The 19,293-nt window shown below is 70.4% G+C and carries 21 protein-coding genes and 1 tRNA gene; 6 read left to right on the top strand and 16 right to left on the bottom strand.

Translation table 11 applies throughout. The annotated features are described in order from the left end of the window. Positions 1-9 precede the first annotated feature (9 nt). From Aco03nite_RS20835 to Aco03nite_RS20825, 3 genes are all read right to left on the bottom strand, one after another. Complete coding sequence (locus Aco03nite_RS20835) at positions 10-855, bottom strand: MurR/RpiR family transcriptional regulator (RefSeq protein ID WP_203797056.1); 846 nt, start codon at positions 853-855, stop codon at positions 10-12. 72 nt (positions 856-927) lie between these two features. Beyond that, entirely contained in the window at positions 928-1,110 is a 183-nt protein-coding gene (locus Aco03nite_RS20830) for a hypothetical protein (RefSeq protein ID WP_203797055.1), read from the bottom strand. Positions 1,111-1,497: 387 nt separating this feature from the next. Beyond that, positions 1,498-2,691 carry an MFS transporter gene (locus Aco03nite_RS20825; protein WP_203797054.1) on the bottom strand — a complete coding sequence of 398 codons (1,194 nt, stop codon included), beginning with the start codon at positions 2,689-2,691 and terminating at the stop codon, positions 1,498-1,500. Between the two features lie 87 nt (positions 2,692-2,778). On the opposite strand from Aco03nite_RS20825, the gene Aco03nite_RS20820 reads away from it, so the two are divergent. Next, on the top strand, positions 2,779-3,381 hold the full coding sequence (locus Aco03nite_RS20820) for a TetR/AcrR family transcriptional regulator (protein WP_203797053.1): 603 nt from the start codon (positions 2,779-2,781) through the stop codon (positions 3,379-3,381). Positions 3,382-3,449: 68 nt separating this feature from the next. Beyond that, positions 3,450-3,533 (top strand) — tRNA-Leu (locus Aco03nite_RS20815). 81 nt (positions 3,534-3,614) lie between these two features. On the opposite strand, the gene Aco03nite_RS20810 is transcribed toward Aco03nite_RS20815, so the two are convergent. The 3 genes from Aco03nite_RS20810 to Aco03nite_RS20800 are packed head-to-tail and all read right to left on the bottom strand — an operon-like array spanning position 3,615 to position 6,589. Next, a complete protein-coding gene (locus tag Aco03nite_RS20810; protein ID WP_203797052.1) occupies positions 3,615-4,586 on the bottom strand; it encodes an expansin EXLX1 family cellulose-binding protein in 972 nt (323 codons plus the stop codon). Between the two features lie 54 nt (positions 4,587-4,640). Continuing rightward, the gene (locus Aco03nite_RS20805) at positions 4,641-5,765 is read right to left on the bottom strand and encodes a glycosyltransferase 87 family protein (RefSeq protein ID WP_203797051.1); all 1,125 of its coding nucleotides are present in this window, start codon (positions 5,763-5,765) and stop codon (positions 4,641-4,643) included. Between the two features lie 11 nt (positions 5,766-5,776). Beyond that, positions 5,777-6,589, bottom strand: coding sequence for an MOSC domain-containing protein (locus Aco03nite_RS20800; RefSeq protein ID WP_203797050.1), 813 nt, complete (start codon positions 6,587-6,589; stop codon positions 5,777-5,779). Positions 6,590-6,685: 96 nt separating this feature from the next. On the opposite strand from Aco03nite_RS20800, the gene Aco03nite_RS20795 reads away from it, so the two are divergent. Then, positions 6,686-6,895, top strand: a complete 210-nt coding sequence (locus Aco03nite_RS20795; RefSeq protein WP_203797049.1) for a TM2 domain-containing protein — start codon at positions 6,686-6,688, stop codon at positions 6,893-6,895. A 264-nt stretch (positions 6,896-7,159) separates the two neighbouring features. On the opposite strand, the gene bcp is transcribed toward Aco03nite_RS20795, so the two are convergent. Further along, the gene (gene bcp, locus Aco03nite_RS20790) at positions 7,160-7,636 is read right to left on the bottom strand and encodes a thioredoxin-dependent thiol peroxidase (protein WP_203797048.1); all 477 of its coding nucleotides are present in this window, start codon (positions 7,634-7,636) and stop codon (positions 7,160-7,162) included. 20 nt (positions 7,637-7,656) lie between these two features. Beyond that, the gene (locus Aco03nite_RS20785; RefSeq protein ID WP_203797047.1) at positions 7,657-8,079 is read right to left on the bottom strand and encodes an S-adenosylmethionine decarboxylase; all 423 of its coding nucleotides are present in this window, start codon (positions 8,077-8,079) and stop codon (positions 7,657-7,659) included. 201 nt (positions 8,080-8,280) lie between these two features. Here Aco03nite_RS20785 and Aco03nite_RS20780 point away from each other — a divergent pair, with 201 nt between their 5' ends. Then, the gene (locus Aco03nite_RS20780) at positions 8,281-8,667 is read left to right on the top strand and encodes an Asp23/Gls24 family envelope stress response protein (protein ID WP_203797046.1); all 387 of its coding nucleotides are present in this window, start codon (positions 8,281-8,283) and stop codon (positions 8,665-8,667) included. Between the two features lie 72 nt (positions 8,668-8,739). Here Aco03nite_RS20780 and Aco03nite_RS20775 read toward each other — a convergent pair whose 3' ends face one another. The 8 genes from Aco03nite_RS20775 to Aco03nite_RS20740 form a co-directional block, all read right to left on the bottom strand. After that, a complete protein-coding gene (locus tag Aco03nite_RS20775; protein ID WP_203797045.1) occupies positions 8,740-9,327 on the bottom strand; it encodes a GTP-binding protein in 588 nt (195 codons plus the stop codon). After that, the gene (locus Aco03nite_RS20770; protein WP_203797044.1) at positions 9,308-9,691 is read right to left on the bottom strand and encodes a DUF742 domain-containing protein; all 384 of its coding nucleotides are present in this window, start codon (positions 9,689-9,691) and stop codon (positions 9,308-9,310) included. The genes Aco03nite_RS20775 and Aco03nite_RS20770 overlap by 20 nt, the downstream gene beginning before the upstream one ends. Beyond that, a complete protein-coding gene (locus Aco03nite_RS20765; RefSeq protein WP_203797043.1) occupies positions 9,681-10,091 on the bottom strand; it encodes a roadblock/LC7 domain-containing protein in 411 nt (136 codons plus the stop codon). Before Aco03nite_RS20765 ends, Aco03nite_RS20770 begins: the two co-directional genes overlap by 11 nt. A 19-nt stretch (positions 10,092-10,110) precedes the next feature. After that, positions 10,111-12,564, bottom strand: a complete 2,454-nt coding sequence (locus Aco03nite_RS20760) for a sensor histidine kinase (RefSeq protein WP_203797042.1) — start codon at positions 12,562-12,564, stop codon at positions 10,111-10,113. 389 nt (positions 12,565-12,953) lie between these two features. Next, positions 12,954-13,916 (bottom strand): hypothetical protein, encoded by a 963-nt coding sequence (locus Aco03nite_RS20755; RefSeq protein WP_203797041.1) that lies wholly within the window; start codon positions 13,914-13,916, stop codon positions 12,954-12,956. Next, positions 13,913-14,635 (bottom strand): DsbA family protein, encoded by a 723-nt coding sequence (locus tag Aco03nite_RS20750; RefSeq protein ID WP_203797040.1) that lies wholly within the window; start codon positions 14,633-14,635, stop codon positions 13,913-13,915. The genes Aco03nite_RS20755 and Aco03nite_RS20750 overlap by 4 nt, the downstream gene beginning before the upstream one ends. Then, positions 14,632-15,099, bottom strand: coding sequence for a MauE/DoxX family redox-associated membrane protein (locus tag Aco03nite_RS20745; protein ID WP_203797064.1), 468 nt, complete (start codon positions 15,097-15,099; stop codon positions 14,632-14,634). The genes Aco03nite_RS20750 and Aco03nite_RS20745 overlap by 4 nt, the downstream gene beginning before the upstream one ends. 151 nt (positions 15,100-15,250) lie before the next feature. Then, complete coding sequence (locus Aco03nite_RS20740; RefSeq protein WP_203797039.1) at positions 15,251-15,799, bottom strand: sigma-70 family RNA polymerase sigma factor; 549 nt, start codon at positions 15,797-15,799, stop codon at positions 15,251-15,253. A gap of 56 nt (positions 15,800-15,855) precedes the next feature. Between Aco03nite_RS20740 and Aco03nite_RS20735 the strand changes: the two genes are divergently transcribed. Both Aco03nite_RS20735 and Aco03nite_RS20730 read left to right on the top strand, forming a co-directional pair. After that, positions 15,856-17,520, top strand: coding sequence for a copper resistance CopC/CopD family protein (locus Aco03nite_RS20735; RefSeq protein ID WP_203797038.1), 1,665 nt, complete (start codon positions 15,856-15,858; stop codon positions 17,518-17,520). Between the two features lie 108 nt (positions 17,521-17,628). Beyond that, on the top strand, positions 17,629-19,293 hold a 1,665-nt coding region (locus tag Aco03nite_RS20730; protein WP_203797037.1), incomplete at its 3' end, for a hypothetical protein.

Here is a 19,293-nt window from a genome sequence, read left to right as displayed (position 1 = left end):
TTTCCTCCCCTAGGCCAGAAAGACGTTTCGGCGTGCGGACGTCGCCTCGAACTCCTCCAGGCGGCGCTGCACCGGTTCCGGGGCCGCGTCGCACATCGCCTGGAGCAGCACCATCGCCATCGTCATCGGGCCGGTGTGCAGGTCGAAGACGAGCTGGGTGCCCACCGCGGCCGGCAGCGTCACGTCGGCGAACTCGGCCACCGGGCCGACCGCCGAATCGGTGATCGCGACCACGCTCAGCCCGGCCGCCTTCGCCTCCCGGACGGCCTCCACCGACTCACGCGGATAACGGGGGAGCACGATCGCCAGCATCGCACCGGCGCCGTCCGCGCGGGCCTGATCGAGCCGGTCCAGCAGACTCGTGCCACCACCGTCCAGCACCCGCACACCGGGGAACACCTTGGCGGCGAAATACCCGAAATAGGCGGCCAGTGGGGCGGCGGCGCGCAGTCCCAGCACCGGCAACGGCCGGCTGGCGATCAACAGCGAGGCTGCCCGGCGTACGTCAGCAAGCTCGTGAAGTTGCTCCCCCACCCGCCGCAGGTGCTCCGTCTCACCCTGCACCGCGCGCTGCATCGCGTTCTGTTCGGCCGGCTCGGCCGGCGCGTCCTCGGTCATCGCCCGCAGCTCCCGGCGCAGAGCCGGATAGCCGGCATGCCCCAGAGCCATCGCGAACCGCGTCACCGAGGGTTGACTGACCCCGGCCAGCTCGGCGACCTCGCCCGCCGACAGATAGGCAGCCTTCGCCGCATGCTCCACCAGGGTCTGCGCGATCCGCCGCTGAGTGGGCGTGAGCCGGGCCCCCTGAAAGAGGTCGACAACCCGCCCCGCCACCCTGACGCTTCCGTCATTCACAAGCGCCAGCTTATGCATAAAAACTTTCAGAAGCCAGGGATTCGACCCCGGCCGCGAGTGGGAAGGTCGGTTTTAGTCGCTCGCTGCGAGCCGTGCGCGGGAGGCCGCCGCCTCGAGCTCGTCGTCGAGGAATTCCAGACGGGCGAACGCGGCGGTCGCCGCGTCACCGGCCCAGCCGGACACCCGCAGGGGGCCGGTCGGCTCACCGGTGGGGTCCTGGGCCAGGGGGTGAAGAGCTCGACCAGCCGTTGCCACTCGTCCGCGGTCACCAAGAGCCGGTCCATCTGCCCGGGGCGGCGAACCTGGGCGGCCGTGGCCGCTCCGTGTCGTCGCCGCGACAGCTCATGGGCCTGGCCGGGCTCACTATGAGCGGAAGGAACGGAGGAGTGATGCCGCTCATGGAGATCGCCGTCGACCTGTCCATGGTGCTCGGCCTGCTCGGCAGACAGGACGATGCGTCTGCTGGTACTCGGCCAGACGGCGACCGACGCCGAACAGTACCGCCAGGTGCGTGCGGTTCTCCGGCCCGGCTCGGCACCGCCATGCCACCGGTTGAGGGTGGACCTGGCCCGCCCCTGCCACGCGAAGTTGTCCTGGGAGAGAACGCCGTCGAGGTGACGGCGGGGCACCCGGCCCCTGTGCTCAGGGGATCAGCACCGCCGGGCGGATCCGGCTGCGGGTTTCGGCCAGAGCGGCCAGCAGGGCTGCCAGGGCCAGGGCGGCCACCGATGCGCCGTACACCTCGGCGGTGGCCGGCAGGCCCGCGGTCAGTACGAAGGCTCCGGCTGTCACTGCCGGCAGGCCCATCGCCAGGTAGGTCACCGCGTACAGGGCGGAGGCCAGGCCGGCCCGTTCGCCGGGGGCCGCCAGCGGCAGGACGGTGCGGATGGCGCCCTGGAAGCCGGTGCCGAAACCCATTCCGGCCAGGGCGGCGGACAGGAAGAACAGTGTGGTCACGGTGGCGGCCACGGCCAGCACGGTCAGGGTCGCGCCGGCGAACATCAGGGCGCTTCCGGTGATCAGCAGGGTGCGGCCGGACGCCCGGCGCATCAGCAGGACCGCCGCCAGCGCGGACGCCGGGAGCAGGAAGGTGACCAGGCCGGCCGTGAGCGTCGCGGCGGAGCCGGTCACCATCCTGGTCATGGCCGGGCCCAGGGACAGGTAGAAGCCGCCCATCGCCCACGCGGCCACCGTGATCGGCGCGGCGATCAGGAACGCGCGGCGGGCCGGCGCCGGGACGTGCACGCTGGGGCGCAGCGAGGCGAGCGCGCCGGGACGCCGGGTCTCCGTGCCGGGCAGCAGGGTCACCACGGCCACGGTCAACCCCGCCAGGGCGAGGATCAGCAGGACGTACGTGGTACGCATCGGCTGCGGCGCGAACTGCACCAGCAGGGCGGCGAGGAGCGGGCCGGCGGCGGTGCCGGCGATCGGCATGGTCGCGTTGAGCAGGGGGCCGCGCCGCTGGTCGGCGTCCATGATCGCGGCGGCCAGGGCGCCGGACGCGGTGCCGGTGGCCAGACCCTGCAGGATCCGGGCGGCGATCAGTGCGGGAACGCCGTCGGCCAGGGCGAAAACGGCCAGCGAGAGGATCTGGATCCCGATGGCGGCGAGCAGCACCGGGCGGCGTCCGATGTGGTCGGCCAGGCTGCCGACGGTGAGCAGGGCGGCCAGCAGGGCCACGCAGTACACCGCGAAGATCACCGTCAGGGTCAGCGCCGGGAAGTGCCAGGCGGACTGGTAGAGCGGATAGATCGGGGTCGGCGCGGTGGAGGCCGCGATGAAGACCATGACGGCCACGGCGGGCACGACCAGCCCGGCGGTCGGCTTCTCGGACACGGGAACTCCTTAAAGCTCAGCGTTTGCGTTAGTGACGGTACGGCCCGTAGACGCTAAACGCAAAGGCTTCGCTTTAAGATGGTTCTCATGAGTCCTCAGATCGGCGTCCGCCCCGGTGGTCGCAGCGCCCGCGTCCAGCAGGCCGTGCACGACGCGGTCCGTGAGCTGCTCGCCGAGCGTGAGCGCGACGAGCTGACCGTCCCATTGATCGCCGCCCGGGCCGGTGTCACCCCGTCGACCGTCTACCGGCGCTGGGGGCAGCTCCCCGACCTGTACGCGGACGTCGCCGTGGAGCGCCTGCGCCCCGACACCTCACCCGCCGACCTGGGGTCGCTGGAGGCCGAGCTGGACACCTGGGCGGTGCAGTACCTGGAGGAGATGGCGTCCGGCCCCGGGCGCCGGATGATCGCCGATGTGCTGGCCGGCGGTCTGGACAACCCGCGGCGGTGCCTTTGTTCGACGTACAGCGGCGATCAGATCCAGGTGATGCTGGACCGGGCCGTGGCCCGGGGCGACGACGTGCCGGACCGCGACACCGTTCTGGACCGGGTGGTCGCGCCGATCGTCTACCGGATCCTGTTCACCGATCCCGCACCGGAACCGGGATACGCCACCCGTCTGGTGGCCGATCTGCTGGCCGTATCCCCCGCAAAGGCGGGCCCGCCACCGGAACGGGCAGATCGACGGTGAGCGAGGCGGCGGCGATACCTCCGACCCTTTACACTCTTCACAACGCTTTGCCTTGATGGGCAAACCGGGCGGAAGTGGCGAAACAGGCATACGCGCGGGTTTTAGGTACCCGTGCCCGAGAGGGCGTGAGGGTTCAAGTCCCTTCTTCCGCACCCGATGACGAACGGCCCGGCTCAGACGAGCCGGGCCGTTCGCTATGAGGGGGACGTCGATGGATCCCCTTGAGGGGGACGTCAGCAGGAGGACTTGGCCGGCTGCTCGGCGGCAGCCAGATCCACCAGAGGCTGCCCGGCGGCAGCGGCGGCCGGATCGGCAGCCGAGCCGGTGGTCGCCGGGGCGGGAGCCGAAGCCGCCGGGGGCGTGGTGGTGGCCACGGCCGACGGGGTCGCCGAGGACTTGGCCGCGGGAGCCGACGTCGCCGTCTTCTTCGCGGGAGAGGCCGCCGGAGCGGAGGTCGTCTTCTCGGTCACCGAACCGGACCCACCGGTGATCCGGGTGGACGTCTTCTGGACGGTGCCGGGCGACATCTTGATGCCGGAGACGGTGGTGCTGTTGCCGTACACATCAGTGATCTTGAGCTTGTACGGCCCCGACCCCGCGCCCGCGTCGATGATCCAGTAGTTGAAGTCGGTACGGTTCGCGGTCTTGAAGCTTCCACTGCCGCTCGCGACCTTCACCGACGACAGCAGGTTCGCGTGGTTGTCGATGCGGGCGGCGAACCAGTACTGGGACGCGCCCTCCTTGATCCGTACCGAGATGCCGGCCGGGGTGGCGGGGTTGCTGACCAGCTTGTACTTGATCGGGATGATGCCGTCGATCTCGGCGCCGATCTTCTTGAACGCGGTCCGGCTCAGGTCGATGTGGCCGGCCGGGCACTCCGGGCACTTGTCGAAGACCTTGACCCGCACCTTGCCCTTGGGGCCGGTGACGTCGAGGTACGCGCCACAGGCGGCGCCCTCGGAGTACTCGGACGGCCCGAGCGCCACGTAGAGGTCGTCGGCCGGGGTCTCGAACGAGCAGTTTCCGGACGTACCGGCAAGGTCGTAGAAGGTCGCCTTTCCGGATTTGGCCGTGGTGCTCGGGGGTGCGGCGCAGGCGGACCCGGTGTTCGTCAGGAGCATGGCGATGCCGAGGATGCCGGCGAATGCGGCGGCACCGCCCGCGGCCAGCCACCGGACGCTGAATTTCCTTCGATGAGCACTCACGACCAGGCATCCTGCTCGCCGGGACGGCAGGTCGGCAACTCTCCTAAGACTCTCCTAAGGCGCCGTCACCCGCAGTGGTGACGGTGTCATGGGAGCGCTCACATGGCGGAAGGGGATCAGCGCGGCGACGGCGACGGCGAGCCAGACCCGGGCATTGCCGGTGATCACTTCGTCGGAGAGGACCTCGGCGATCCGCAGCACCGGCACGATCATGATCGCCAGGGCCAGGACGGTCCAGAGGACATTGACGCCGGTCCGGCGGCTGACGACGAGGAACGCGGCGAGCACGAGCCAGATCTGGTGATGCGTCCAGGAGACCGGCGAGAACACCAGACCGGCCGCGCCGACAAGGACGGCGGCGGTCAGATCGTCACCGGCCCGGTGGGCGCGGGTGGCCCGCCAGAGCGCGAGGATCACGACGACGGCGCCGATCAGGGCCACGACCGGGGTACGGATGTGGTCGTCGATGTCCCACCGGAGGAGTACCCCGTTCAGGGACTGGTTGCCGCCGGTGCTGATGTTGCCGACCCGGTTGACGTTGAAGAGCGTGGTGAACCAGAACCGGGTGGACTCGGCGGGCAGCACGATCCAGGCCAGCGCGGTGGCGGTGACGAAGGACACCACCGAGGTGATCGCGGTACGCCGCTGGCCGGAGAACCAGTAGTACGGCACGAAGATCAGCGGCGTGAGTTTGATGGCCCCGGCGACACCGGTGGCGATCCCCCGGTACCGCTCCGGCACCACCCGCAGGGCGTCGGCCAGGACCAGGAGCACCAGGAAGACGCTGATCTGCCCGTACCGCAGATTGCTCGAGACCGGCGCCGACGCGACCAGCGCGAGAGCGACGAAGGCCGCACCGGCCGGCCGGACCAGGCGCGCGATCCCGGCGACGGCGGCCAGCGTGCCGGCCGTCCACAGGGTGGCGACCACGACGAACGGGAGCAGCGGCAGCGGCGCGAAGACCAGGGCGGCGAACGGTGGGTACGTGAACGGGGCCCCGGTCCCGGGCGCCGCGTAGTCGTAGAGGGCGCCGCCGGCGTGCAGCGTCTCCAGCGAGCCCAGATAGACCCGCAGGTCGGCGAGGCTGGCGCCGGAGGTCAGGTGCAGCCCGGCCCAGACCTGGACGGCCGCGACGACCATGGCGAGAGCCCACAGGGCGCGTTGTCTGGCAACCGGCACGCCCTCGGAGGCTAGTCGAGAAGCGCCACCGGGTCGCCCACCCGAACGTGCCCGATCTGTCCGGCCGTCAGGTCGGGAATCAGGTTGACCGCGAACAGCAGCCCCTTGTCGAAACGCCGGTAGCGACTGAGGACCCGCAGCGGCTGCCGCCCGGTCTCGCCGGTCTCCTGGTCGATGGTGGTGACCCGGCATCGGTCGCACGGCTTGGCCACCCGGTAGGTGGTGTCGCCGATCCGCAGGCGCTGCCCGAGCCAGTCGTCCTCGGCCCAGGACGGCGCGCCGTCGAGCACCAGATTGGGGCGGAAACGGTGCATCGGGACCGGGTCGTCGCCGTCCTCGGCGAGCCAGTCGTTGACCGAGCTCAGCGAGGCGGTGCTGGCCAGCAGCACCGGGTACCCGTCGGCGAAGCTGACCCGGTCGCCGGGCTCGGCGAAGGACGCGACGGTGCGGGTGGTGGGGTCGGCCTGCCAGGCCAGCCGGGCGTCCCGGCCGAGGAACTCCGAGATCCACCCGGTGTCCGCGACCCGGGCCGGGACCGGTTGCTTGCTGCGGAAGACCCGGACCTGGATCTTGGCGCCGTCGACCGGCTCGTCCTGATCAAGATCGGGCAGACCGGCCGCGCTGAGCCACAGCCCGCCGAGCCGGGGCCGGGCGGTCAGCCGGGTCAGCCGGGGCGTGTCGCGCTGGGTGATCCCGACGCCGTCGGCGTCCACGATCATCCACCGCCGGTCGTGGGCCAGACCCCAGGGTTCGACGCGGGATTCGTCGTGGTCAAGGCGGTGACAACCCTTGACCGGGTACGTGTGGAGCCCGCTGATCCGCATGCCCTCAACACTGCCACAGGCGGGGTCGCCCTAGAACGCTTGATCGATTACGCTCACGCCTCCACATTGATCATCACGTCTCCAGGAGACTCACATATGGCGCCCAAGCAGACCCCGATCGCCTACCTGCTCTGGTTCTTCCTCGGCGGGCTCGGCATCCACCAGTTCTACCTGGGCAAGACCGGCCGCGGCCTGCTCTACCTCTTCACCCTGGGCATCCTCGGCATCGGCCTGCTGATCGACCTGTTCACCCTGCCGTCCCAGGTCCGCGAGGTGAACGCCCGCAACGGCGTCGCCTTCGCCTGATCATTTCCGGTCGAGCCGGATCCCGCGGGCTCCGGCTTCCGTGGTCGGAGTCGACGAGCACGGCGGCCGCCTTGCGGGTTGGTACCGCATGACGGCCGCCGTGAGTCCGGGTTGTGCTTCCGGGATGTGGTGGTTGATCTCCTCATCGGCCGGAGCGGCCCGGACTTGTGGCTTTCCGCCAGACTTTTCAACCGGCGGTGCGGCCGCGACCTCGCCGTGGTTCAGCCCGGAGTGGGACCGGGGCGAGACGGGGTGCGGCGGGGGTCAGTCCAGGCCGAGGTCGCGGCGGAGTTTCGCGACGTGGCCGGTGGCCTTGACGTTGTAGAGGGCGCGCTCGATCACGCCGTTCTCGTCGATGACGAAGGTGGAGCGGATCACCCCGGTGACGGTCTTGCCGTACAGCTGCTTCTCGCCGAAGGCGCCGTACGCGGTCAGCACGCTCTTGTCCTCATCGCTGACCAGCGGGAAGGTGATGGCGTCGTTCTCCCGGAACTTGGCGAGTTTCGCCGGCTTGTCGGGGGAGATGCCGACGACCTCGTAACCGGCGGCCTTCAGCGAGGCGAGGTTGTCACGGAAGTCGCAGGCCTGCGTGGTGCAGCCGGGCGTCATGGCGGCCGGGTAGGCGTACAGCACGACCTTGCGCCCGCGGAGATCCTTCAGGGCGAGGGTGTCGCCGGTGTCGGTGGTGAGGGAGAAGTCGGGCGCGGCGTCGCCGGCGCTGAGACGCACGTTTTCAGTCATGGGACCGACGATAGTGCGGATCAGCCGGGAACCCGTTGAGTGCTCCACAGGTGGCGGGCCGCGGTGAGGTCGCGCGGCCATTCCTCGCCCCGTCTGGTGAAGGTGTGCTCGGTGATCCGGTAGTCGCCGACCAGCCGGTGGAATTCGTCGAGCACGTCTTCTTCGCGGAACGGTTTGCAGGAGAAGATGTTGACGAAGATCTCACGCAGGTGCGGATAGGTGTGGATGGCCGCGTGTGATTCGGCGAGGATGACGACAGCCGATTTCCCGGCCTTCTCCGGCGGCCCGGCCTCGGTGGCGACGAGCGGACCGGCGATGACCGTCATGCCGATGCGGTCGACGAGGCCGCGCATGAAGCGGTGCAGTGCGGCGTCGTCGTCGAGGTGCCGGATGTCGGCGATGCCGGAGAGGCGGAGGGTGAGTTCGTCGCCGTAATGGTCCATGACCGTACGTTAGCAATGCGTCACCCAATGTGGAATGCCAATTATCGACACCCGTGGATTCCGTTTTCCGGCCCATTCCGTGCGGCGATTTCAGCTGTTCGAAATGCCTTCCCGGAACGGAAACCAAGGGGTTCTACGCATCGAGTACCAGCCTTGAGTACGCTCCCGGCACCGAATCCCGTCGAGAGTGGAGATACGACGATGAGCGAGGCCGTGGACGGCACCGTCCCCACAGGCACCACCCCCACCAGTACGACGACGGTCTCCGCCGAGGTGGTCGAGAAGATCACCGTCGCGGCGGCGAAGGCCGTCCCCGGCGTGGCCGAGCTGGGTGGCGACGTGGCCCGGTTCTTCAACACCGTGCTGGACCGGGTGGGCCTGGACTCGGTCGGCGACGGCAGCCGCGGCGTCTCGGCCACGGTCGCGGGCAACGACGTCACGGTCACCGTGGTCCTGGTGCTGGAGGCCGGCCGGGTGGTCGCCGAGGTGACCGCCGAGGTCCAGGTGAAGGTCACCGAGGCGCTGACCGGCTACGGCCTGAACGTGCTGGCCGTGCACGTGAAGGTGGACGACATCGCGGGCGTCTGACACCCCAGTGTCAATAGTCCGGCCCCACCGCGCACGCAGGAACGCGGTGGAGCCGGACTCCCCCCAATAAAGTCAGGCGGTGGCCATCTGACGACGGGCCACGTATTCGACGAGTTCGATGAGCACGTCGCGGGCGGCGAGCGCCATCCGGGCGTCGAACTCGACGATGGGGACCTCCGGTGACAGGTCGAGAGCCCGGCTGATCGCGTCGATCCCGAAGCGCCTGTCGTCGAAGCAGTTCACCGCGACGATGAACGGCGTCCCGCGCTGCTCGAAGTAGTCGATGGAGGGGAAACAGTCGGCCAGCCGGCGGGTGTCGGCCAGCACCACGGCGCCCAGGGCACCGTGCGCCAGCTCGTCCCACAGGAACCAGAACCGGTCCTGCCCGGGCGTACCGAAAAGGTAGAGCTGTAGGTCTTCGGAGATGGTGATGCGGCCGAAGTCCATGGTGACGGTGGTGGTGGTCTTGGCCTCCACACCCTCGGTGCTGTCCGTGTGGTTCGCACCGGTGAGGCGTTCCTCGGTCTGCAGCGGCTTGATCTCGCTGACCGAGCTGACCATGGTGGTCTTGCCGGCGCCGAAGCCGCCGGCGACGAGGATCTTGAGAGCGATCGGGATCCGCTTCTGGTTCCCGTCCTGGTCAGAGCGCACGGAGGCCATTGACTACCGCCTTGAGGACATCGATGTTGTGGGGCATGTAGGCCGCGGGCGGCTCGTAGAGGGCGATCAGTCCCGCCCGGCGCAGGTCACCGAGCAGCACCCGGACCACGTCGACCGCGAGGTCGAGTTTCGCCGCCAGTTCGACGACCGCGGTGGGTTCCCAGGTCGCCTCGATGATGGCGTGGTGCTCGGGCTGCAGCGGCATCCCGCCGTCGCGGCGGGCCGGCGTGGCCACCACGAAGGCGACCATGTCGAACTCGCAGCCCTGGGGTGCGACCCGGCCCTGGGTCAGCGCGTACGGCCGGATCAGCGGGCCGGCCTCGTTGTCCAGCCAGTTGTGCCGGGCCCGGAATTCAGGCGGCATGGGAGCCGGGGAAGCGACTCGGCGCCTCCAGGTTCTGGCCGACCCGGGTGATCAGCAGGGCCATCTCGTACGCGATCAGGCCCAGGTCCGCGGAGGTGCTGGCGACGACCGCCAGACAGGCCCCGGACCCGGCCGCGGTCACCAGCAGGAAGGCGTCCTCCATCTCGACCACGGTCTGGCGGACCGCCCCGGAGTCGAGGTGCCGGCTGGCGCCCTTGGCGAGGCTCTGGAAGCCGGCCGCGATCGCCGACAGGTGCTCGGCGTCCTCACGGCGCATCCGCTCGTTGCTGCCCAGCAGGAGCCCGTCGGCGGAGAGCACCACCGCTTGCCGCGCTTCCGGGAGCCGCTCGACGAGGTCGTCGAGGAGCCAGGTGATGTTGGCGCTCTGGTTCTGTGCCACTGTAAGCGTCCTCTTCCGACTATCGGTACTGCTGCGTGCCGTTGTGCGAACCGTTGTGCGGGCCGTGCGGTGGTGTCACGGCGTCGCGCCGGCCCTGGTTGCTGCCCTGCTGGAGCGAGCTCATGATGCTGCGGGTGGTCTCGGCGGACCGGGGCTTCGGCGGCTCCGCCGGGTTCCTGGCGGGTTCGCGCAGGTGGGGTGACAGGTTGTTCTGACGGACCCGGCGGGGCAGCAGGGTCTCGTCGGACAACGGCTGCGGGGTGTTCTCGGCGGTCCGCCGCGGCGGGTGCAGGTTGCCCAGCTCGACCGGACGCAGGACGCCGTCCAGGTAGATGTTCGGTGGCAGCCCCTCCGGGCCCGGCGCCCGGAACGCGACAGGCGAGTCCAGGTTGGGCGGCAGGTGCACCGGCGCCTCGAGCGGGCCGTTCGAGGGCGGCGCTCCCCGGCGGCGCTGGGTCAGGCCGTCGGCGTTGAGGTCGTCCATGACGGTGCTCCGGGTGGGCGCCGGCCGGCTGTCAGCCGGGATCTCCCGGGGCGGCATGTCGAGCCGTTCCGGGGCCAGCGCCGAGGTGACCGGGCCGCTCTCCGTGCCGTCGGCCATCAGGTCGGCCGGGAGCAGCACGATCGCGGTGATGCCGCCGTACACGCTGGGCCGCAGCGACACCCGGATGCCCTGCCGGTGCGCCAGCTTGGCGACCACGAACAGGCCCAGGCGGGCGCTCTCGGCCGGGTCGAACTCCGGCGGCTCGATCAGCTTGCGGTTGGCCGCGTCGACGGCTTCCGGCGACATGCCCAGGCCGCGGTCCTCGATCTCGATGGCGTAGCCGTTGGGCAGCACCTGGCCGGTCACCGCGACCCGGGTGGTGGGCGGCGAGTAGGAGGCGGCGTTCTCGAACAGCTCGGCCAGCAGGTGGACGACGTCCGCGACGGCCCGGCCGACGATCTGCGCGTTCTCCACCGAGGCGACGTCGATCCGCTGGTAGTCCTCGACCTCACTGATCGAGCCGCGGACGACGTCGATCACCGTGATCGGGTTGCGCCAGCCCCGGCCGGGCGCCGCGCCGGCCAGGATGACCAGGTCCTCGGCGTGCCGGCGCATACGGGTGGCGAGGTGGTCGACCCGGTAGAGGTCCTCCAGCTCCTGCGGCTCGGCCTGCCGGCGTTCCATCTTGTCCAGCAGGGAGAGCTGCCGGTGCAGCAGCATCTGGCTGCGCCGGGCGATGTTCAGGAAGACCTCGTTGAGGCCGCGGCGGACGGTCGCCTCCTCGATCGCGGACTGGATCGCGGTGCGCCGGACCTCGTTGAAGGCCTCGCCCACCTGACCGACCTCGTCCGTGCCGAGCGCCAGCTGGGGCGCCTCGACGGCCACGTCGACGCTCTCGCTGTGCCGGAGCCGGTGGACGACCTTGGGCAGCCGGTTGGTGGCCATCTCCAGTGCCTCGTCCCGGAGCCGGGCGAGCCGGTCGACGATCGAGCGGCCGATCCGGACCGAGACGACGATCGACACGATGACGGCGAGCAGCCCGACCACACCGGCCCCGGCGAGCTGGCTGAGCAGGGTGACGGCCTTCGGCCGGGCCATCTCGCCGAGCCGGCCGGCCGGCGCGGCCTGGAAGGCGAAGAGCGCGTCGGCGCCCGCCTCGAAGGTGGAACGCCACGACGCCTCGGTGATCGGCACCGGCTGCCCGGCGCGGGCGCTGCGCAGCAGAGTGTCCTCGGCCGCTTCCAGGTTCTGCATCGCCGTGCCGTTGCGGGTGGTGGTGAACTCGGTGGTGCTCGGCGCGGACAGTTCGGTGGCGGCCTGCCGGAGCAGGACCCGGGAGGCGCTGAGGGCCTCGAAGACCGCGACCCGGTTGGTGACGCTCAGCTCGCCGGTGGCGAAGGCCTCCACGAGCACGGCGTCGGCCCGGCTGAGTTGCTCGTGTCCCCGGCCGACCAGGACCAGGGCCCGGATCTCGTTGTCGGTCGCCTCGTCACCGAAGGCCGCGGCCTGGTTGAAGGCGTGGATGACGCCGTCCGGGATCGCGGTGAAGTACTCCCGTGCCTCGGCGGGATCCACCTGCCGCGCGTCGATCCGGGCCCGGATGCCGGCGAGGCCCTCGGTGGCGGTGACCACGTCGTTCAGCAGGGGCCGGAAGGTGTCGCTGGCCTGGCGCTGGATCTCGTCCTTGGCCACGTTCGCCTGCCACAGGGCCACGGCCTGATCGGTGGAGACCCGCTGGGCGGCGAGCGCCGTCGTGCCGGAGTCCCGGTCGGCCAGGAACTCGATGCTGAGCCGTCGCTCCTTCTGCGTCTGCAGCAGGAGGTTCCAGCCCGGCGCGCTGAGGCTCTCGACCAGGGACTGCGTCGACAGCAGGCGGTAGGCGGGACCGACGGTGACGATGGTGGCGAAGATCCACAGCGCCACCATGGCCGCCACGGGGACGGACACCAGCGCGATGATCTTCGAACGGATCGACCGGGTACGTCTCATCAGACTCCGTCCGAAAATGGGGTGAGGGTGAGCGCGAGGGCATAACTCATTGACGGCAATAATTAGCCGCGTTGAATGAGTGGGAATGCCTGCGCAATCGGAACCATATGCAACGGCCGTTTCGTTGGCTAGCCGAGGGGTGTCTTGTTCTCCATCGACTGACCGGTTTATCCGATTCGCGGCCCCGAAGTTAGGGGAATCGCTCCCCTTGCATTAGGGGGATAGGTGATGCCGCAAGCGCGTTGGGGGTGTGACTCTGTGCTGGTCAGGGGGTGGTTAATCTGCCCTGCTGTCCGCTTTGTCGAGCGAACGTGAACATCTTTCCTGAATGTGATTCGGATTCACGCGGCGCAATTCTGGAATCGTCCAGAGTGGAAAGGCGAAAATGCTCAGGAAATCGGCTGGGGATGCGCCGGCACCGCGGCCCGCAAGCGCAGTACACCGGTGAGAGCCAGACCCGCGCCGACACCGATCGCCATCGCCACCGCCAACCGCGCGAACCAGCCCGGGCCCGCCGACGGGACCACCGCGGCGAAGAAGACGTCGGCGCTGCCGAACCCGGCGAACGCGGCGAGCACAAAACCGGCGAGCGTCAGATAGAACGGCGGCGACCGCCAGGCCGCCCCGCAGGCGAGCAGCGCGGCCACGATCGGCACCCCGGCCCAGCCCCCACCGTCCAGTGCTCCGGCCACCACGTACGCCACAGTGGTCAGACCCGCGACGGCCGCGACCGGGCCCGCCGACCTCGGCCACCGCATCGCCGCCAGGGTGACGGCCAGGCCCAGCAGCGCCGAACCGGCCCACCACGCCCAGGCCCGCGGCGGCGGCACGTAGTCGATCGCGCCCTGGATGTCGAAGGTGCGCACCTGGTCGCGCAACGGCACCGCCCACTCGCGCAGGCGCTGCTCCCGGTCACCGGTCCAGGCCGACTCGGTCCACTGGGTGCGCTGATCGTGCCAGCGCACCGTGGTGTCGCCGGAGATGCGGCGCCAGGCCGGGGCCGAGGTCGGATTCGCGGCCGGCGGGATCGCGGTCCCACCACCCAGGGTCTGATTGACGTACGTCGCCGGAGAGTGAACGTTCTCCCAGGTGCCGTCGGGTCGCACCTCGAGATAGGGCTCACCGGAGTAACCGAGCACCTCGATCGTACGACCGCTGGTGTTGCTCAGTTCGAGTCGCGCCCCGCCCTCGACCACCCGGACCGACAGCCCGGCGAGCGGGCTGCTCAACCCGGTGACGGTGACCCGGTAGTGGCTGACCGCGGTGGTGTCACCGGCGTGCGCGAGCGCGGGCGTGGCCGGCCCGATCACCGCGCCGGCCACCGCCAGGAACCAGAGGAGCAGCCGCGTCACCCGGCCGCTTTCTCGATGGTCGAGGTGACCAGCTCGGTGGTGGGCACGGTGTCGTCCGGCCCGGTCAGCACCGTGCCGTCGATCACGATCGTCGGAGTGCTGGTGTATCCCCGCCCGGAGAACGTCTCGGTCGCCTTGGTCGCCCACGACTTGTAGATTCCCTGGTTGACGGCCGACACGAAAGTCTCGCTGGTCAGACCCACCGACGCGGCCAGCTCGATCATCCTGGCGTCAGTCAGGCCGTCCGAGTTCTCCGCCGGCCGGTTGGCGTAGAGCACGTCGTGGAACTCGGTGAACCTACCCGCCTCGGCGGCGGCCGCGGACGCCCCGGCGGCCCGGGTCGAGTACTCGGTGTTGTTGGAGAACCGGTCCAGGATCGCCACCGGGTGGATCCGCAGGGTGATCTTGTCGGACGCGGCCAGCTCCTTCAGCGTCGGCGCGGTGGCCGCCTCGAAACTGCCGCACGCCGGGCACATGAAGTCCTCGTACACGTCGACCACGACCGTGCCGGTGCCGGTCGCGAACGCGGTGCCGTCGTCGACCGCCGCGGCCGGGGTGGTGACCGGCCCGGTGTCCGTGCCGGCCAGCCGGGAGTAACCGATCATCCCGGCGATGAACAGCACCAGCACCACGCCGACCGAGGTCCAGAGGGTGATGGTGCGGCGGCGCTCGCGAGCCTTCTGGTCAGCGATGATCCGTTTCGCGTTCTTACTGCTCATCGTTCCCCCATCAGCAGGCCGTCCAGTGAGAACCGGGTGCTCGGGCGCCTTACGAGCAGGCCGGAGAGTGCCAGGAACGCCAGATCGCGGGCGATGTCGAGGCCGTACGCGGTGTCCCGGCCGGCGGCCAGGGTGCCCCCGGAGCTGAAACAGCCGCAGTCGATCCGCAGCCCCCGCGCCCACGCCGAGGCGATGCCGGCGACGAAGACGACCAGGAGCACGGCGGAGATCACCGCGGTCAGCCGGGTCGACAGCCCGACCAGCAGGAGCAGCCCGAGACCGATCTCCAGGAACGGCTGGACCGCGCCGACCACCTTCGCCGTGTCGTACGACATCAGCTGGTACGCGTTGACGGCCCGCGCCGACTCCGCCAGATCACCGGCCTTCAGAGCGCCGGCGACCAGCCAGACGGCCGCGAGGCTGAGCCGGGCCACGGTACGCAGCCACGGCCATGCGGTTTCCATGGTCACGCCCGGTTAGTCGACGGTCCCGGTGCTCCGGTTCCCCGTCATTGTCCCCAGGTGACCCTGATCTCAGGGCTGACTTGCCCTGGCTTGCCCCGGCTCGCGCCTGATCTCGGAGCTAGCTTGCCCGGGCTTGCGCCTGATCTCGGGGCTAGCTTGCCCGGGCTTGCGCCACCGCGGTGATCAACTCGTCGCGGGCCCGGGCGACCCGGGAGCGGATCGTGCCGACCGGGACGGACTCGACCTCGGCGGCCTCCGCGTACGACAGGCCGAGCACCTGGGTCAGCAGGAACGCCGTCCGGCGCTCGTCGCTCAGCCGGTTCAACAGGTCGGCGCTGGTCAGCCGGTGCGCCGGGTCGGGCACCGGCAGCTCGGTGGCGGCCTGCGCGGCGAGCCGGGCGTCGAGCCGCCGGCGGCGCACCACCGACCGCAGATGGTCCGCGCACGTGCGGCGGGCGATGCCGAGCAGCCAGGTGCGCACGCTGGACCGCCCGGCGAACGTGTCCAGGGCCCGGAACGCCCGCAGGAAAGTCTCCTGGGTCAGGTCGTCGGCCACACCCGGGTCGACCAGGGCGGCGGTGAACCGCCACACCTCGGCCTGGGTGGCCCGCACGAACGCGGCCTGCGCCACCGGGTCACCGTCGCGGGCGGCCAGCGCCAGCGAGGTGGTCTCGTCGGTCTCCGCTTCACCAGCCGTCACAAGGCGTCATGGTACGCGCTCAGGAGCTTCGGGTAATCATCTGGAACCATGCAGGGATGCCGTTCAAGACCGTGGACCGACGCCGGGCACTAATCGTGCTGGTGGGACTACTGTTCGGGTTGTTCGGACCGCTGCTGGCCGCGGCGCCGGCCAGTGCGCACGCCGCCCTGGTGGCCAGTGATCCGGCCAACAACTCGATCGTCCCGGACGCCCCCAACCGGATCACCCTCTCGTTCAGCGAGTCGGTGCAGCTGATCTCCGGCAAGATCCAGGTGCTCGCGCCGGACGGCTCCCGGGTGGACCAGGGCGACCCGTCGGTCAGCGGCGCCGAGGTGACGATCCCGCTGCGCACCGGCGGCGGCCGGGGAACCTACCTGGTCAGCTACCGGGTGACCTCGGCCGACAGCCACCCGGTCGCGGGCGTCGTCACCTTCTCGGTCGGTGCCGCCAGCACCCCGCCCACGGCGGACGGCGTCGCCGAAGCCGCTGTCGACCCGGTGGTCAAGGCGATGATCCCGATCGCCAAATACCTGGGGTACGCCGGACTGGTCCTGCTGGTCGGCCCGGTCCTGGTCCTGGCGCTGCTCTGGCCGCACCGGCTGGAACGCCGCGGCCCCGGCCGGCTGGTCTGGACCGGCATCGGGCTGGTGGCCGGCAGCACCCTGCTCGGGTTGTGGCTGCAGGCGCCGTACACCCTCGGCACCGGCCTGTTCGACGTCACTCCCAGTGACATCCGGGACGTGCTCGGCAGCACCTTCGGCGCGGTCATGCTGGTCCGGCTCGGCGTGATCGTGGCCGCCGCCTTCCTGCTCCGGCCCCTGCTGATCGGCAACGGCGGCGCCGACTCGAAACTCGACCTGGCGCTCCTCGGCGTCCTCGGCGTCGCGGCTCTGGCCACCTGGCCGTTGACCGGCCACCCGACCGCCTCGCCGGTGGCCGGGGTCTCGGTGGTGATCGACGCCCTGCACCTGGCCGCCGCCGCGGTCTGGGTGGGCGGTCTGGTGATGCTCTTCGGCTTCCTGCTGCCCCGGGCCAGCGCCCGCGAACTCGGCGCGATCCTGCCGATCTGGTCACGCTGGGCGATGACCGCGGTCGGTGTGTTGATCTTCGCCGGCACCGTGCAGGCGCTGATCGAGGTGTCGACGTTCGACGGACTGATCAACAGCACGTACGGGCGGATGATCCTGGCCAAGGTCGGCCTGGCCGCCGTGGTGATCGGTGTCGCCGCCTTCTCCCGCCACCTGGTCCGGAAACGGGCCGCCGCCGAGACCCCCGGCCCGCTGCGCCGGGTGGTGCTGGCCGAGCTGGCGATCACCGCGGTCGTCCTCGGGATCACGTCGGTGCTGGTGCAGGAGCCGCCGCCGCGCACCGCCCAGGTCGCCGAGACCGGCCCGGTCAGCACCAACGTCGAGGAGACCCTGGCGGGCAAGAGCATGTCCCTCCAGGTCAGCGTCTTCCCGGCCACGGTCGGCAACAATTCCATCCATCTGTACGCCTACACACCCGACAGCAAGCCGCTGCCCGTCGTCGAGTGGAAGGCCACCGCCTCGCTGCCCGACAAGGGCCTGGAGAACATCGAGATCCCGCTGCTGAGGATCACCGACTTCCACGCCATCGGGGACATCCAGCTGCCGTTCGCGGGGGAGTGGACGCTCAAGTTCACCGCTCGTACCAGCGACATCGATCAGGAAACCCTCACCATGACCGCCAAGATCTCCTGATCCTCCAGTTTCTCCTCCATCCGGGGACGTGCGTCCTCGTTTGACCACTTTGGGGTTATTTGCGTCTGTATGGTCGGCGCAGTACGGCCCGGGAAGGGGGAGAGAAACATGCGGGTGTTCCGCACGATCCTCGGCACGCTGCTACTGACCACCGGCCTGCCCGCGCTGCTCACCGGCGGCGGACTGTGGGCGGCCATGCAGCACCGCGACCCCGGGGGCGCCTTCACCGGCGAACTACAGCGGCTGGCAGTCCCCGGGTACGCGGTGGTCATCCCCGACATCGACCGGCTCCTGCGCGACGACGCCCCGTTCGCCCGCTTCACCGGCAGCCGCCTGCACCTGTCCGCGGTCACCGTCGACGGCCGGGCCTTCCTCGGCATCGCACCCAGCGACCGGGTGGCCCGCTACCTGGCCGGGGTGCCGTACAGCCGGGTGAACGCCGTGGACATCGGCACCGGAACCCTCCCGGTGACCACCGTCCGGCAGGCCGGCAGCCTCCGCCCTCCGATCCCCGACGGCCAGGACATCTGGACCGCCCGAGGCGCCGGCGAACTCGGCGTCAGCCCCGAGACGTTGGGTGACCGCCCGTACAGCCTGGTGGTGATGAATCCGGCCGCGACCCCGATGGTCCGGCTGGACACCGTGGCCCGCCTGTGGCCCGGCTGGCTGGGCGCCGCAACCTGGGGACTGCTCACGCTCGGCACCCTGCTGCTACTGGCCGGCATCGCCGTCCTGTCCCGTCCCGGCCGCCGCCGCGACGTCGTCTACATCGTCGAGCCCAGCCAGGTCCCCGAACTCATGCACGCCATCGGCGCGCCCTTACCTCGCCCCGGCTCGATGCCCGCCGCCGGGGCCGGTTTCCCGGGCTTCGCCCCCGGCTCCTCCACGGGCCTGGTGGCCGCCTTCCTCCCCGCCTCGCCATCCGGCCGTCTTCCCGGCTCGCCATCCGGCCTCCTTCCGGGTTCGTCGTCCGACAGTCTTCCCGGCTCGGCGTCCGGCCTTCTTCCGGGTTCGTCGTCCGGCCGTCTTCCCGGCTCGGCGTCCGGCCTTCTTCCGGGTTCGTCGTCCGGCCGTCTTCCCGGCTCGTCGCCCGACCTTCTTCCGGGTTCGGCGTCCGACCTTCCTCCCGGCTCTTCGTCCGGCTTTTTCCCAGGAACGCCGTCCAACCTTCTTCCGGGTCCGTCGTTGGGTTCTTTCCCGGGCTCGCCGTACGGCTTCTTCCCGGGCTCCCGTCACGGTGGCGCCCACCGCCCCCGAAGCCTCGCCGACAGCCGTCCCCGCCTCTTCCCCGACCCGCGCCCTCGAATCAGCGGCAACCGCGGCCTGCCGGCCGGCAGCCGTTCCCCACACCAGGGCCACCCACAGCCACCCGCCCTGCCACAGTTCGACTGGCCCCCGCGCCACCCGTCGGGAGGCCCCGCCGCCCGAACCTCAGGCCCTGGTCAGAACCCCGGAACCATCGCCGAAGCAACTTTGTCCACAGCCCCGTCCACAGGCTTCCCGACAGTCAAGTCCACAGACCCAACGGCAATCCCAAACCCGGTGCAACAGCCAGCCCCCACCACCACACCATCGGCAAATCCGACCACCACACCATCGGCGAATCCCATCGCCATGCCATCTGTGGATTCCGCCCCCAGCCCGTCCAGCACGTCGTCGTCAGCCTCTTCCGGCACCTCGTCCGTGAGCCCCACCACCAACCTCACAGCGGCCAGCCAGGGCGGATCACCCACCACCACCACCGCACCCGCCGCCACCGCACTCACCAGCACC

Source organism: Actinoplanes couchii, assembly GCF_016862075.1.
Taxonomy (GTDB): Bacteria; Actinomycetota; Actinomycetes; order Mycobacteriales; family Micromonosporaceae; genus Actinoplanes; species Actinoplanes couchii.
This window is presented reverse-complemented; position numbering and strand designations above follow the sequence as displayed.